At 69.9% G+C, this 14,327-nt stretch carries 13 protein-coding genes; 2 read left to right on the forward strand and 11 right to left on the reverse strand.

Going from position 1 to position 14,327, the window contains the following annotated elements; genetic code table 11:
- Nucleotides 1-111: 111 nt before the first annotated feature.
- The 8 genes from rocD to RQG77_RS15110 all read right to left on the reverse strand — a co-directional run bounded on the left by rocD (nt 112) and on the right by RQG77_RS15110 (nt 9,362).
- Complete coding sequence (gene rocD, locus RQG77_RS15075) at nt 112-1,317, reverse strand: ornithine--oxo-acid transaminase (RefSeq protein ID WP_311245458.1); 1,206 nt, start codon at nt 1,315-1,317, stop codon at nt 112-114.
- On the reverse strand, nt 1,314-2,201 hold the full coding sequence (gene ddaH / locus RQG77_RS15080) for a dimethylargininase (RefSeq protein ID WP_311245459.1): 888 nt from the start codon (nt 2,199-2,201) through the stop codon (nt 1,314-1,316). The genes rocD and ddaH overlap by 4 nt, the downstream gene beginning before the upstream one ends.
- A 220-nt stretch (nt 2,202-2,421) precedes the next feature.
- Nucleotides 2,422-3,465, reverse strand: a complete 1,044-nt coding sequence (locus RQG77_RS15085) for an NAD(P)-dependent alcohol dehydrogenase (protein ID WP_311245460.1) — start codon at nt 3,463-3,465, stop codon at nt 2,422-2,424.
- 1 nt (nt 3,466) lies between these two features.
- The gene (locus tag RQG77_RS15090) at nt 3,467-3,697 is read right to left on the reverse strand and encodes a helix-turn-helix transcriptional regulator (RefSeq protein ID WP_311245461.1); all 231 of its coding nucleotides are present in this window, start codon (nt 3,695-3,697) and stop codon (nt 3,467-3,469) included.
- On the reverse strand, nt 3,697-4,131 hold the full coding sequence (locus tag RQG77_RS15095; protein ID WP_311245462.1) for a hypothetical protein: 435 nt from the start codon (nt 4,129-4,131) through the stop codon (nt 3,697-3,699). Before RQG77_RS15095 ends, RQG77_RS15090 begins: the two co-directional genes overlap by 1 nt.
- 96 nt (nt 4,132-4,227) lie before the next feature.
- On the reverse strand, nt 4,228-7,923 hold the full coding sequence (locus RQG77_RS15100; RefSeq protein ID WP_311245463.1) for a bifunctional proline dehydrogenase/L-glutamate gamma-semialdehyde dehydrogenase: 3,696 nt from the start codon (nt 7,921-7,923) through the stop codon (nt 4,228-4,230).
- A 49-nt stretch (nt 7,924-7,972) separates the two neighbouring features.
- Nucleotides 7,973-8,797 carry an SDR family NAD(P)-dependent oxidoreductase gene (locus tag RQG77_RS15105; RefSeq protein WP_311245464.1) on the reverse strand — a complete coding sequence of 275 codons (825 nt, stop codon included), beginning with the start codon at nt 8,795-8,797 and terminating at the stop codon, nt 7,973-7,975.
- A gap of 4 nt (nt 8,798-8,801) precedes the next feature.
- Nucleotides 8,802-9,362: an acyl-CoA thioesterase gene (locus tag RQG77_RS15110; RefSeq protein WP_311245465.1), complete on the reverse strand. Its 561-nt coding sequence runs from the start codon at nt 9,360-9,362 to the stop codon at nt 8,802-8,804.
- Nucleotides 9,363-9,492: 130 nt separating this feature from the next.
- On the opposite strand from RQG77_RS15110, the gene RQG77_RS15115 reads away from it, so the two are divergent.
- Nucleotides 9,493-9,999 carry a GNAT family N-acetyltransferase gene (locus tag RQG77_RS15115; protein WP_311245466.1) on the forward strand — a complete coding sequence of 169 codons (507 nt, stop codon included), beginning with the start codon at nt 9,493-9,495 and terminating at the stop codon, nt 9,997-9,999.
- A gap of 113 nt (nt 10,000-10,112) precedes the next feature.
- Here the strand turns inward: RQG77_RS15115 and RQG77_RS15120 are convergent, their stop codons facing one another.
- Genes RQG77_RS15120 through RQG77_RS15130 form a run of 3 tightly spaced genes read right to left on the reverse strand, consistent with a single transcriptional unit; the run spans nt 10,113 to nt 13,658 of the window.
- The gene (locus tag RQG77_RS15120) at nt 10,113-11,906 is read right to left on the reverse strand and encodes a cytochrome b/b6 domain-containing protein (RefSeq protein ID WP_311245467.1); all 1,794 of its coding nucleotides are present in this window, start codon (nt 11,904-11,906) and stop codon (nt 10,113-10,115) included.
- 2 nt (nt 11,907-11,908) lie between these two features.
- A complete protein-coding gene (locus RQG77_RS15125) occupies nt 11,909-12,880 on the reverse strand; it encodes an electron transfer flavoprotein subunit alpha/FixB family protein (RefSeq protein WP_311245468.1) in 972 nt (323 codons plus the stop codon).
- Between the two features lies 1 nt (nt 12,881).
- Nucleotides 12,882-13,658, reverse strand: coding sequence for an electron transfer flavoprotein subunit beta/FixA family protein (locus RQG77_RS15130; RefSeq protein ID WP_311245469.1), 777 nt, complete (start codon nt 13,656-13,658; stop codon nt 12,882-12,884).
- A gap of 131 nt (nt 13,659-13,789) precedes the next feature.
- Here RQG77_RS15130 and RQG77_RS15135 point away from each other — a divergent pair, with 131 nt between their 5' ends.
- Nucleotides 13,790-14,326, forward strand: coding sequence for a MarR family transcriptional regulator (locus RQG77_RS15135; RefSeq protein ID WP_311245470.1), 537 nt, complete (start codon nt 13,790-13,792; stop codon nt 14,324-14,326).
- The last annotated feature ends 1 nt before the right edge of the window (nt 14,327 follow it).

Here is a 14,327-nt window from a genome sequence, read left to right on the forward strand (position 1 = left end):
CTCTCGGCCTCTCCGCTTCCCTGTGGGGCGAACAAGTAATAAGTTACGTGGGTTCCGGGGTTCCGGCAAATCCGGGCTGTCCGCCGGGCGTGTCGCCCGGCGGACAGGGGGTCAGGCCCCGAGGACCAGCTTCAGCTGCTCGACCGCCCAGTCGAGTTCCGTCGCCCTGATGACCAGCGGCGGAGCGATGCGGATGGTCTGGCCGTGGGTGTCTTTGACGAGCACTCCACGGACCAGGAGCTTCTCGGCGATCTCGCGCCCGGTGCCCTTGGCGGGGTCGATGTCGACTCCCGCCCAGAGGCCTGCGATGCGCACCTCGGTCACACCGTGACCGATCAGCGGCTCGAGGCCGGCGGCGAGATGCGCGCCGAGCGCACGGGCCCGCTCCTGGAACTCCCCCGACTCGAGCATCTCGACGACGCGGAGTCCGACGGCCGCGGCCAGCGGATTGCCACCGAAGGTCGATCCGTGCTCACCGGGCCGGATGACACCGAGCACATCGGTGTTCCCCACCACAGCGGAGACGGGAAGGATCCCCCCGCCGAGCGCCTTGCCCAGCAGATACAGATCGGGCACGACGTCCTCGCGGTCGCAGGCGAACGTCTCACCCACACGGCCGAGACCCGACTGGATCTCGTCGGCGATGAACAGCACGTTCTTCTCGTCGCAGATCTCGCGGATGCGGCGCAGGTACCCCTCCGGCGGGATCACCACTCCACCCTCACCCTGGATGGGTTCGATTAGCACGGCGGCGGTGTCGTCGGTGATCGCGGCGGCGACGGCATCCGCATCCCCGTAGGGGACGACGTCGAAGCCGGGGGTGTACGGACCGAAGTCCGCCCGCGCCTGCTCGTCGTCGCTGAAGCTGACGATCGTGGTGGTGCGCCCGTGGAAGTTGCCGGCGGCGACGATGATGCGCGCCTTGCCCTCGGCGATGCCCTTGACGCGGTATCCCCAGGCGCGGGCGACCTTGATGCCCGTCTCGACGGCCTCGGCTCCCGTGTTCATCGGCAGCACCATGTCTTTGCCCGCGAGCGAGGCGAGCGCCGCGGCGAACGGTTCGAGCCGATCGCTCTGGAACGCCCTGCTGACCAGCGTGACCCGACCGAGCTGCTCGGTGAGCGCGGCCACGAGAGCCGGATGCCGGTGCCCGAAGTTCACCGCCGAGTAGGCGGCGAGAAGGTCGAGGTAGCGCTTGCCCTCGACATCCGTCACCCAGGCGCCGTCACCGCGCGCGATGTTGACCGGCAGCGGGTGGTAGTTGTGGGCGACGTGCGGCTCGGCCGTGACCTCGATGCCCGGCTCGACGGCGGTCATGCCTCACCGCGCAGTTCGAGGGTGCAGCACTTGATCCCGCCGCCGCCGAGCAGCAGCTCGGACAGGTCGACCATGATCGGGTTGTAGCCGCGCTCGCGCAGCTGCGCCTCGAAGCCCTTGGCGCGAGGCGAGATGACCACGTTGTAGCCGTCGCTCGCCGAGTTGAGTCCGAACACCGAGCCGTCTTCATCCGACACGAGGATCGCGTCGGGGAAGCGCTCCTCGAGGATCGCTCGGCTCGCGTCGTCGAACGCTCCGGGGAGGTACGCGATGTTCGCGTGCTCGGGGCCGCCGTTCTCGACGCCCTGCACCGGATCGAGCACCGCGATGGCGGTGTCGAGGTGGTAGAAGCGCGGGTCGACGAGGTTGAGCGACACGACCTCGCGGCCGAAGACCTCTCCGACCTCGCGGTGGCTGTCACCCGTCGAGCGGAAGCCGGTGCCGGCGAGGATCACATCTCCCACGAGCAGGAAGTCGCCCTCGCCCTCGTTGACCTCTTCGGGGATCACCGTGTCGTAGCCGGCGCCGCGGAACCAGTCGGCGAAGGCCGGGGCCTCGCCCTGACGCTCGACGAAGCGGAACTTCGGCACGTAGGCGCGGCCGTCGATCAGGAACCCGCCGTTGGCCGTGTAGACCATGTCGGGGTATCCGGCGAGCGGCTCGATCAGCTCGACCTCATGACCGAGCTCGAGGTACAGGTCGTGCAGCTTCTGCCACTGCTCGACGGCCCGCGCGGTGTCGGTCGGCTTGGCCGGCTCCATCCACGGGTTGATCGAGTAGTTCACCGTGAAGTGCGACGGCTTGCACATCAGATAGTGACGGTGGTGTGCGGTGCGCACCGGAGTGGCGGTCTCGGACGTCGACGCAGTGGTTTCGACAGACATGGGGCTCCTCGAACGGATGCGGCGGACGCTGTCCAGGGGCCCGGCGGTCCTTCGACCCGCGCCGCTCGGTGAGAGCCGGCGCCCAGGGAAGATGCGACTCGGGCACGCCAGCATCCATTCTGTCACCCGCCCCCTGAACGCCGCCAGAGCGCGACGCCGCCAGAGCGCGGGCCGCCTGCTTCGAATCGCGTGAATGACCCGATCGACCGTCGATACCGGGTCATTCACGCGATTCGAGGGCGCCGTGGACGACGACCTTGCCGACCGTGTGCCCGGCCTCGAGGTGGGCGAGGGCGGAGGAAGCACGGTCGAATCCGTATTCGCGCTGGATCACCGGCGTGATCCGCCCCTCTGCGGTCAGCTCCAGCAGCTTCGCGAGGACCTCGGTGCGCGGCGTCGCCGCGAGCGGGCGGATGCGACGGGTCGATCCGATCGACAGGAACGCCGCCTTGAGCATCCGGGGAATCGGTCCGAGCACGCGCCCGCCGTCTCCCGTGACGAGCACCACGGACCCACTGGCGACGACCAGGCGCTGCAGGTCGCGCAGCCCGGTTCCCCCGGCGATGTCGATCACCGCGTCGAAGTGGCCGGCGGGCAGTGCCGACAGGGGCGAGCGACGATGATCGAGGGTGCGCACCGCGCCGAGATGCTCGACGAGACGGGAGTTGCGCTCCCCACATGTCGCCCAGACCTCCGCCCCTCGCAGCGCCGCGAGCTGCACTGCGAACGTGCCGACTCCCCCGGAGGCGCCGATGACGAGCACGCGCGGAACCGCATGCTCGGAGCGGTGCCGCTCGATCCGGACTTCGGAGTGGATGCCGATGCCGGCACGATCGAGCGCCTGCCAGGCCGTGCCTGCGGCAACGGGCAGACAGGCCGCGGCCTCGGAGGCGACATCGGGAGGGATCGGCACGAGCCGATCGGCGGGCACCGCGACGTGGGATGCGAGTCCTCCGCCGCCCACGAGTTCCCCTACGACCCGCTCTCCGAGTTCCGCTCCGATCGCGTTCGGCCCGACGGCGACGACGGTGCCGGAGACCTCCATGCCCCGCACCGGGTACTTGGGACGCGTGAGGCCGAAGACCGGGCGCACCAGCAGCGGATCGCCCAGCATCAGCCGCACGTCACCCGCGTTGAGCGACGTCGCCGCGACGCGCAGCACCACCTCTCCGCGGCGCGGCACCGGCTTCGGGATCTGCTCGAGCCGGAACCCGTCGGCAGAGCCGTAGGTCTTCCGCACCCAGGCGGGCATCGTCTCGGTCATCTCAGGCATCCTTCGTCGAAGGTTCGGGGTAGTGGAACAGATCGTCGAGCCCGACGCCGAACGCGCGGGCGATCTGGAACGCGAGCTCGAGCGACGGGGAGTACTTCTCCTGCTCGATCGCGATGAGCGTCTGCCGGGTCACGCCGATGCTGCACGCGAGCTCGGCCTGGGTGAGACCCGCACCCTCGCGGTGAGCGCGGATGCGGTTGGAGACCAGGGTGGGCTTGACCATCAGACGAGCCCCCGGCGGTAGGCGACGACTCGCGCGATGCTGCCGACCATGGCCGAGACGGCGAAGCCTGCGAACATCGTGTTCGCGATCCAGAAGACGTCGGCATCCACCGCGCACAGGGCGATCACGCCGAGCCCCGCGATCACGACGAAGGCCTGCTCGACGCGGCTGCCCATGCGGCTGATGTCGCGGTCCCGCACGTCGGACTCGCCGACACCCTCAGGATCCTTCGCGCCGGCGATGATCCCCCAGACGATGCTGATCATGATCGTGGCCACGATGCCGATCCCGATCGTCCAGAGCATGAGCGGGAGCCAGTCGACCTCGGTCACCGGACGCCCGGCGGCCTGCTGCAGCACGATCACGACGTACGCGGTGATCACGACCGCACCGACGAGCAGACCCGACCAGGCGTTGCGCTCTTCGTAAGCCATGATGCCTCCCATGTAAAAGATTCTTGACATGAGAGTATGCCCGCGGCATCCATCGTGTCAAGAATTCTTTACATGGTCTGCGCTGAGTCGCAGCGCTCAGATGACCGAGGCGCTCCAGTCGTCGGGGTTGCCGTAGCGGTGCGCAGTGATCGCGATCGCCTGCTCGTGCACGAAAGGCAGCAGCTCGATGCGTCCGGCCGAGGTGACCTCGCCGTCGTACACCGCGAGGTCGGGGTCGCCGTCGACCGCCCGTGCCAGCGCGCGGTGCAGCGTCGCGACCGCGTCACGCGAGCCGACGAGCCGCACCCGGCTCGGCCGGGGAGCCTCATCCGATGACGCGAACACGTCGCCCGATGCGCCGTCGCGTCGTCGCATCCGCTCGATCCACTCGTCGTCGCTCTCCATGTAGACGACCGCCCCGAGCGTGCCGAGCGCGCGGCGCACCTCAGACGGCAGCCCGACGGGCGTCGACAGCACGAAGCCGGCGCCGGCGCGCACGGCGGCGACGACCACGCGCAGCAGCTCCTGCCATCCGGCATCCGCGGTCGCCCTGATCGCGACGGGAACCGGACGATAACGGAAGAGATTGCGCTCGACGCCGAGACGCGAGACATCGCGCACCTGCCCGAACTCTCGATCCCAGGCGAGTGCGTCCGACAGCGCCGAGCGGCGCAGCCATTCGAAGGCCTCGTAGTCGAGAGAGGGCTGCGCCGACTCGATCAGCTCGGTGATGCGGGAGTCGAGGCCGCGCAGGTGCAGGGTGCTCGACACGGGACCGGATCCGCTCGAGCGCCAGGATCCGAGCCCGATCAGATAGTTCGGCCCGCCGGCCTTGGTGCCGGGGCCCACCGATGACCGCTTCCACCCGCCGAACGGCTGGCGCTGCACGATCGCTCCGGTGATGCCGCGGTTCACGTAGAGGTTTCCGGCCTGCACGCGGTCGAGCCACAGCTCGAGCTCATCCGGATCCTGCGTGTGCAGCCCGGCGGTCAGCCCGTAGGCGACGGCGTTCTGCATCTCGATCGCGCTCTCGAGCGTCGGCGCATGCATGATCCCGAGCACCGGCCCGAAGAACTCCTCGGTGTGGAATCGCGACCCCGGCTGCACCCCGACGCGGATGCCGGGTCGCCACAGCCGTCCGCTCGGATCGTCGGCCGACACCGCGGGTTCGATGAGCCACTGCTCCTCGCCCTCGAGCTCGGTGAGCGCCCAGGCGAGCTTGCCCTGCGGCCGCTCGATCACGGGTCCGACCTCGGCGAGCGGGTCGGTGGGCCAGCCGACATGCAGCGAGCGCGTGGCGTCGGCGAGCTGTCGGGCGAAGCGCTTGGAGCGACCGACGGGCCCGACGAGAATCGCCAAGGACGCCGCGGAGCACTTCTGCCCCGCGTGCCCGAACGCGCTGCGCACCAGGTCGGCGACGGCGAGGTCGAGGTCGGCGGATGCGGTGATGATCATCGCGTTCTTGCCGCTGGTCTCGGCGAGCAACGGCAGGTCCGGCCGCCACGACCGGAAGAGCGCGGCCGTCTCCCAGGCGCCGGTGAGGATGACGCGGTCGACCGACTCGTGCGCGATCAGAGCCCGGCCGAGGTCGCCCTCCTCGATGTCGACGAGCGCGAGCACATCTCGCGGCACGCCGACCTCCCACAGCGTCTCGGCGATCACCGCGGCGCAGCGTCGGGACTGAGGTGCGGGCTTGAAGACGACACCGGATCCCGCGGCGAGCGCGGCGAGCACTCCCCCGGCGGGGATCGCGAGGGGGAAGTTCCACGGTGGCGCGACCACCGTGACGCGTGCCGGTTCGAACGCGGCGCCGGCGACGGCATCCAGCTCCCGCGCCTTGGCGGCGTAGTAGCGGGCGAAGTCGACGGCCTCGCTCACCTCGACGTCGGCCTCGGCGAAGACCTTGCCCGTCTCGGCCGCGGCGACCTCGATGAGCTCTCCGCGACGGCCTTCGAGTGCGGCGGCGGCCCGGAGCAGCACCTCGGCGCGCTCTGCAGCAGGGCGCGCTCCCCACTGGGCTCCCGCATCCCGCACTCCGGCGACCGTGCTCTCGAGCGCCCCCGTGTCGTCGATGCGGGCGGCCTCGATCGTGGCGACTCCCAGGGTCGATTCGGCGATCCGCGCGTGGATCTCGCGTGCCCACTCGCGGTTGACCGGAAGCGACGGGTCGCTGTCGGGGGTGTTCGTGAAACCGGGGGCGCCGCCGGTTCCCTCGTCGAGCTCGCGCGGGGCGTAGACCGCGGTCTCGAGGAACGGCCCGCCCGAGTCATCCGACCCTCGCGAGATGCCGAGCACAGCCTTCGTCAACTCTTCTTCGGGAGCGACGGCCACGGGGGCCGGGCGCACCGACTCGTGCACGGGGGCTTGACGATCCTGGGTGCGGAGCGCGCCGACCTGCAGGGTCTGCGAGGTCGAGCGATCGAGCGCATCGAGAAAGCGGTCGCGCTCGCGCACGAACAGCGACTCGTCGTCGCCGAGCCGGAACGCGGCGGAGAGGAAGTTGTCGTTCGACGCGTTCTCTTCGAGCCGACGCACCAGATAGCTGATCGCGACGTCGAACTCGTCGGGTTTCACGACGGGCACGTAGAGCAGCACCTCGCCGACCTCGCGCGAGACGGCCTGCACCTGCCCCTGCGCCATGCCGAGCAGCATCTCGAACTCGATCGGCGGCTGCCCTGCTCCGCTTCCTGCCGCCGAGAGTCCGCGCAGACCGCGCTCCCCCGCGAGCAGCCACGCGTACGCGATGCCGAACAGGTTGTGCCCCGCGATGCCCAGGTGCACCGCCGCGATGTTCTCGGGGCGCAGCGCCCAGTCGAGGCAGCGCAGGTAGTTCGCGTCGGTGTCGAGCTTGGTGTCGTAGGTCGCCTGCTCCCACCCGTGCATGTGCGCCTCGACGCGTTCCATGGCGAGGTTGGCGCCCTTGACGAGACGCACCTTGATCGGGGCGCCGCCATGGTCGACGCGCTCCCGCGCCCACGCGGTGAGCTCTTGCAGTGCAGGCAAGGCGTCGGGGAGGTAGGCCTGCAGCACGATGCCGGCCTCGAGGCCCTGCAGCCGCGGATCCTCGAGGATGCGCGTGAACACCGCGATCGTCAGATCGAGGTCGCGGTACTCCTCCATGTCGAGGTTGATGAAGGTGCGGTCGGAGGCTGCGGTGAGGTACAGCGGCAGCAGCCGCTCGACCACGGCATCGACGACCTCGTCGAACGCCCACATGGAGATGTGGCTGATAATGGCCGACACCTTGACCGAGACGTAGTCGACGTCGGGTCGACGGATCAGATCATGGATGCCGTCGAGCCGCCGCTGCGCCTCGGCTTCGCCGAGCACGGCCTCACCGAGCAGGTTGAGGTTGAGTCGCGCGCCGGATTCGCGGATCTTGGCGATGGCCGGTCCGAGCTTCGCGGGGCGGGCATCGACGACCAGGTGGCCGACCATGTCGCGCAGCACCCGGCGCGCGATGGGAACCACGGGGCTCGGCAGGATCTGCGCGACCCCGCCACCGAGGCGGACGGCAGAACGCAGGTACCAGGGCAGGAAGTCGGGGACGATCGGCGCGATGCGGTGCAGTTGGGATGCCGCGGCCCCCAGACTCTCGGGGCGCATGACGCCGTCGACGAACCCCAGCGTGAACGGCAGGCCGTTGGCATCCTGCAGCACTCCGGCCAGCCGCTCGGCGGCCGGGTCGACATCGGCGGCCGCGGCCTCGATCACCCAGCGGCGGGCGAGCTCGACGGCACGGTCCGCGAGAGAGGCGGATTCGGGATCCGTGGAGGGCGTCGGGTCGGCCATGATCTCAGCCTAAGACTGAGAGGCGTGCCTGCCGTTGAGCGACGGGCGCTCAGCGCGCGGCGATCATCTCGTCGTACCCCGTGCGGAAGGTCGGGTACTCCAGCTCACCCAGGAACTCCTGCAGCAGGTGCCCGTCGAGCACCGTTCCGCCACCGACCTCCGGATCCAGATGCGGCGGCACCTCGACCCCGAGCCGTGCAGCGATGTGCGCGGCCACATCTCCGAGCAGCACCGGCTCGGTGTCGACCGCGTGGATCAGCGGCGGCGCCGAGTCGGCCCGAAGCATGGCCTCGAGCAGGCGCACGAGATCGGTCTCGTGGATGCGGTTGGTGCGGCGGGTGTGATCGATCGGCGCCCCCTCGAGCACCCGACGGATCAGGAAGTCGCGCCCGGGCCCGTAGATGCCGGCCGGGCGCACGATACGCGCGCCGAACAGCTCCATCGCCAGGTGCTCCCCCTCGAGCAGGTCGCCGCCCCGCTCGCTCGACACGGCTGGAGTATCGCGCTCGGTCAGCGGCGTCTCGCCGGGGCGACCCTCGAACACCCGCGTCGACGACACGAACACGACCCTCTCGGGCATCGACGGCAAGGCCTTTGCGAGCCCGCGCAGCGCCGGCGGATAGATCGAGTCGCCCTCGGTGCTCGGCGGCAGCGTGATCACGACCGAGTCGAACGCCGGGAGCTCGCGGTCGAGCGGATGCCGGAGATCGGCCTCGACGGTCGGGAAAGGCATGTCGCCCCCGCTGCGTCGCATGGCCGTGACGTCGGAGCCCCCTGCGACCAGTCGTTCGCCGAGCCGCACGCCGAGCTTGCCGCATCCCACGAGCAGAGTCGCCCCCGGCGCACGCGTCTCGAGACCCCACGGATCGTTCACGGCGTCAGTTCCACACGCTCGGCGCCGAGCTGCGCACGGGAGGAAGAGCGGATGCCGCGGCCCAGTCGTGCACCCACGGGTCGATCTCGGGCACGCCCTCCGGCTTGCCGACGGCGGCGAACAGCTCTTCGTTGCTCACCGTGCCGCCGGTGCGGCGCAGCATCCGCGAGCGCACGATCACCCGTGCGTAGATCTCGCCGCCGACGACGGCTCGGTGCTCGAGGAACACGGCCTTGTCGTCGTGTCCGATGAACCGGGACTGCACCTCGAACCGCTGCCAGAGCTGCAGCGACTTGCGGAAGGTCACGGTCTCGCTCGACACCACGGCGTACCAGCCGTTCTCGTTCATCGCGTCGAACAGTCCCGTGCGGATCAGCAGGTCCCAGCGGCCGAGGTCGAACAGCGACAGGTATCGGCCGTTGTTCATGTGGCGCAGGATGTCGATGTCGGTGGGGAGCGTCGTCAGCCTGATGCTGCTGACGGAGGCTGCGTCGAGCGTCTTGCCTCGGCGCACTCGGCGGCGGGCGGAGAGGATCACGAGGAGAGTGCGCCAGATCACGTTCACGAGGACTGATCGTAGCCATCGACGAACCGATCGCGAACATCGTTGTGTAAACCCTCCACCGGCATATCGGCACTGTGGGAACGCTTCCGCTCGATTTCCTGATCCCGGAGGCCGCGCGTAGAGTCGCGATATGAGCGCCGAAGCCCAGTCTGAAGTCATCGTCCGTCCGGTCCGTGATGTGGATGCGGAAGCCCTGGGTCGCGTGCACGCGCAGTGCTGGCACGAGACCTACGACCACCTGATCAGCAAGGCAGCGCTCGAGAAGGTCTCGCCCCGGCGCATGGCCGAGCTGTGGACGCACTGGGCCTCTCAGGGCCCCGAGTTCACGATGCGCGCGGCGCTCGTCGACGGAGAGATCGTCGGCTTCGTCGGCTCCGGCCCCGCCCGCGACAAGGATGCTCCCGCGTTCCGCGAGCTGTACTTCATCTACCTGCTCGACGCGTACCACTCGACCGGCATCGGCCAGAAGCTGTTCGACGCCGCGGTCGAGAAGGACGAGTCGCTCTACCTCTGGGTCGCGGACGACAACCCCCGCGCCCACCGCTTCTACACGCGCAACGGTTTCGCGCTCGACGGCGCCAGTCACACCGAGCCGTTCCTCGGCGAGACGCTGACCGAGGTCCGCTTCGTCCGCTGAGTCCGGCGCCTCTCGCGAACCTCGCGTTCACGATTCGGCATGACGGCCCCCTGCCACTGGCAGGGGGCCGTTTCGCTGGGTCCGGGAGAGATCTGTGCGGAATCGCGAACGGGTCAGCGCCCTGAGACGCTGCCGAACAGCTTGGCGATCGGCGCGATCACGAGCGGACGCGCCGCCACCCAGCCGAGGGCGATCACCACGAGAGATGCCACGAACACCCAGAACCCGGTCCAGCCGACGGCATCGGACGAGGCGTACATGTGGTTGAGGTTGCGCAGGAAACCGGTGAGGAACACCAGGGCGACGTGCCCGATGATGAACACCACGAAGTAGATCATGACCGGGAAGTGCAGCGCGCGTGCCCACTCGATCGGGTAGGCCTTCGACAGGCGCTCGGCCTTCTTCGGCCACATGCCCGACATGCGGAAGCCGGTCGCGGCAGCGAGCGGCGCCGCGATGAACACGGTCACGAAGTAGGCGAGCTGCTGCAGGCTGTTGTAGTTCACCCAGCCGTGCTCGGTCGGCCAGTCGAACGAGACGTACTGCAGCGCGGCGGACAGGGCATTCGGAATGACCTCCCAGCTCGTCGGCACGATGCGCACCCAGTGTCCGGTCACGAACAGCAGCACCACGAAGATCACGCCGTTCACGAGCCACAGGATGTCGAGCGCCTGATGGAACCAGATCGTCAGACTGACCTTGCCCTTGGGGTCGCCCCGAGGAGTCCAGAACGCGGTGGGGCGCTTCTCGTTGCGGATGCGGAGTCCCGACCGGATGATCAGCACCATCAGGAACACGTTGAAGAAGTGCGCCCAGTTGACCCACGGCGCGAACCCGGGTTCGACCGCGATGGCGGGCGTGTACTCGCCGGGGAACGCCGCGAGGAAGTCCTGCATGAACGGGAAGCTCAGCAGCGCCCGCACGAACGCCACGGCTGCCGCAGCCAGGATGCCGAGGGCCGCGGCCCCGAGCAGTCCGGCGATCGCCTGCGTCCACGGCGGACGAGGACGAGCGGATGCCGGAGCGGCCGCGGTGATGCGCCGAGGCGCACTGCCGTTCCACACCGTGCGCGGTGCCGGCAGCGGGATCGAGGGATCACCGAGAGCGAAGGATGCGGATGCCGGGGCCACGGCCGTGGAGGGAGCGGACGCGGCGACCTCGGCGGCAGCAGGCTCGGAAGACGGTGCCACGATGACCGGGACGACGTCCGCGGTCTCGGTCGCGGCCGCGGAGGCGTCCGTCGAGGCGGCGACCTGCGGAACGGTACCGGCCGGCGGCCACGGATCTCCGCCGGCGACTCGCGGCAGGCCGCGGCGCACGGATCCGGTCTGCTCGACGGCCTGGCCGGCCGTCGGCTCGGCAGCCGAGGCGACAGAGGCCGAAGCCGCGGCCTCCTCGATCGAGGATGCCGACGCCGAGCGGGACGATGCGTGCTCGACGACCGGGGAGGCGACAGCCGCAGCGACGGCGGATGCGTTCTCCTGCTCGTTGAGCGAGGACGGCGAAGCCGACCGAGACGAAACGCCATCCGCCCCCGCAGGCGTCACACCCGCGGGAGGCCAGGGCTCTCCTCCCGACGTGCGCGGGAGACCGCGACGCACGGATGACACCGTGACGGCCGCGCTAGCAACGTGGCGCGTTTCGTCTCGTCGCTGCGCTCCTCGCTCAACGACCGGGGAGGGAGCGGCGGTCTCAATGCCCGGGGAGGCGACAGCCGACTCGGCGACCGGGGAGGCGACAGCCGACTCGACGACCGGAGCCGCAGTCTCGCGCTCGTCGAGCGAAGACGGCGGAGCCGACGGAGACGCGGCGCTCTCGTCACCCGGCTCATCGACCGCGACCCCGGGGGGCCACGGCTCGCCACCGCGCACGCGCGGCAGCCCGCTCCTCAGCATCCGCGTCGCCATGTCTACTTCTTCCGCGCCTCGAGGGCCGCGATCACCTGCGGGACGACCGTGAACAGGTCTCCCACGATGCCGAAGTCGGCGACGTCGAAGATCGGAGCCTCGCCGTCTTTGTTGATCGCGACGATGTTCTTCGCGGTCTGCATGCCGGCCCGGTGCTGGATCGCCCCCGAGATGCCGAGTGCGATGTACAGCTGCGGCGACACCGAGACTCCGGTCTGACCGACCTGATGCGACTGCGGGATGTATCCGGCATCCACGGCGGCCCGCGATGCGCCGACAGCGGCACCGAGCGCATCCGCCAGCTCCTCGACGAGCACGAACTTCTCCTTCGAGGCGAGTCCCCGGCCACCCGAGACGACCCTGGTCGCGCCGCGCAGCTCGGGGCGCGACGAGGTGGCCTCGACGGCTTCGACGGCACCGACGGTCGCGCTTGCGGCACCGGATGCCGCGACGGTCAGCGCCTCGACAGTGGGTGAGGCCACGGCCTCTGCGCGCGTGTCGACGGCTCCCTGACGCACCGTGATGACCGCGGCGCCGTAGGTGGGCGCGGAGTCGACGAGGTACGCGCCGCCGTAGACCGAGTGATGCGCGACGACGCCCTCGTCATCGCGCGAGACGCCGACGGCGTCGACCGACAGGGCGAGCTTCGCGCGCACCGCGAGACGGCCGGCGACGTCGCGACCGGAGATGGAGTTCGAGATCAGTACGGCATCCGGGCGGACCTGCTCGAAAGCGGCCTGCAGGGCGTCGACGATCGGCACCGTGAGGGCCGCCTCGTCGGCGTCGGCCGTGAGCACGACGGATGCTCCGGCCTCGGCGGCCTTCGCGGCGGCGTCCGCGGAACCCCCGACGACCAGCGCGACCGGCGCGCCGATGGTCGACGCCGCGCCGATCAGGGCGGCGGTGCTGCTGGCGGGGTTTCCGGCAGGGTCGAGGTCAACCAGGACGAGGATCGGGTTCTCGGGGTAGGTCATGTCACACCAGCCTGTTCTGCACGAGGTACTCCACCAGCTTCTCGGCGGCATCGCCCTCATCGACGATCTTCACGCCCGCCGCACGCGGTGGCTTCTCGGCAACCGCGGTCATGATCGTGCGCGGTGCGGCCGCAGGGTCGGCCGAGACACCGAGGTCATCGAGGGTGAGCACTTCGAGCGGCTTCTTCTTGGCCGCCATGATGCCCTTGAAGTTCGGGAAGCGCGCATCCGGAAGCGCCTCAGTGATCGAGATGACGGCGGGAAGGGATGCCGAGACCGGCTGCGCTCCCGCATCCGCCCCTCGGGTTCCCGAGATGCCCTCCGGCGTGATCTCGACGCTCGTGAGCGCGGTCGCCTGGGCCCAGCCCAGGTGCTCGGCGAGCATCGCCGCCATGACGCCGCCCGAGCCGTCGGTCGACAGGTTGCCGGTGATGACGAGATCGGGCTCGGCGCGGCGGATCGCCGCGGCCAGGGTCTCGGCGGTGAGCCCGAGGTCGGCTCCGGCGAGTTGCTCGTCGGCGATGTGCACGGCGGAACCCGCTCCGATCGCGAGCGCCCGTCGCACCGACGCCGTCGAGCCGGCGGGGGCCATCGCGAGCGCGACCACCTCGGTGCCCTCGTTCTTGTCGGCGTGGCTCAGCGCGACCTCGAGGGCCCGTTCAGTGATCTCATCGAGAACCACATCACCGGCGCCGCGGTCGGCGAGTCCGGTCTCGAGGTCCAGCTTGCGATCGCCATAGGTGTCCGGCACCTCTTTGACCAGGACGAAGATCTTCATCGATTGCTCCTCACGACTGCGTCGATTCTAGCGCGTTGATACTGAGTCCCATCCGTCGAGCGACTGAGACCCAGGCCGGCCGTCCCGCACCGCCTCCCCGCTCGTGCGAGCGGATGCCCTACCGTAGAACCGTGGTCCGACCCCGCCCTCTGCCCGTGGATCCGCTCGCCGAGGCGAAGCGGCAGTGGCTCGCGCACGGGTGGACGGACGCTGCCGACGGCATGACCGTGGTCACCTCCGTCATGAGGGCGCAGCAGCTGCTGCTCGCCAGAGTGGATGCGGCGCTGAAGCCCTTCGCGCTCAGCTTCGCCCGCTACGAGATGCTGCGCCTGCTGGCGTTCAGCCGATCCGGACGCCTGCCGCTGTCGAGCGTCGTCGCCCGACTGCAGGTGCACGCGACGACCGTCACGAGCACCGCCGAGCGGCTCGTACGCGACGGGCTGATCGTGCGCGAACCTCACCCGCACGACGGACGTGCAGCACTGCTCGCGCTCACCGAGGCCGGTCGCGAACTCGTCGACCGTGCGACCGTCGCGCTGAACGAGGACGTCTTCGCCGACCCGGGAATCAGCAAGGCCGACGCCGCCGAGCTCGTCGCGATCGTCGCGCGGATGCGCAAGGCCGCCGGCGACTTCAGCGACCCGAAGCCGCAGCCGGACGCGCTCTGAC

It is taken from the genome of Microbacterium sp. WCS2018Hpa-23 (assembly GCF_031843845.1).
GTDB lineage: Bacteria > Actinomycetota > Actinomycetes > Actinomycetales > Microbacteriaceae > Microbacterium.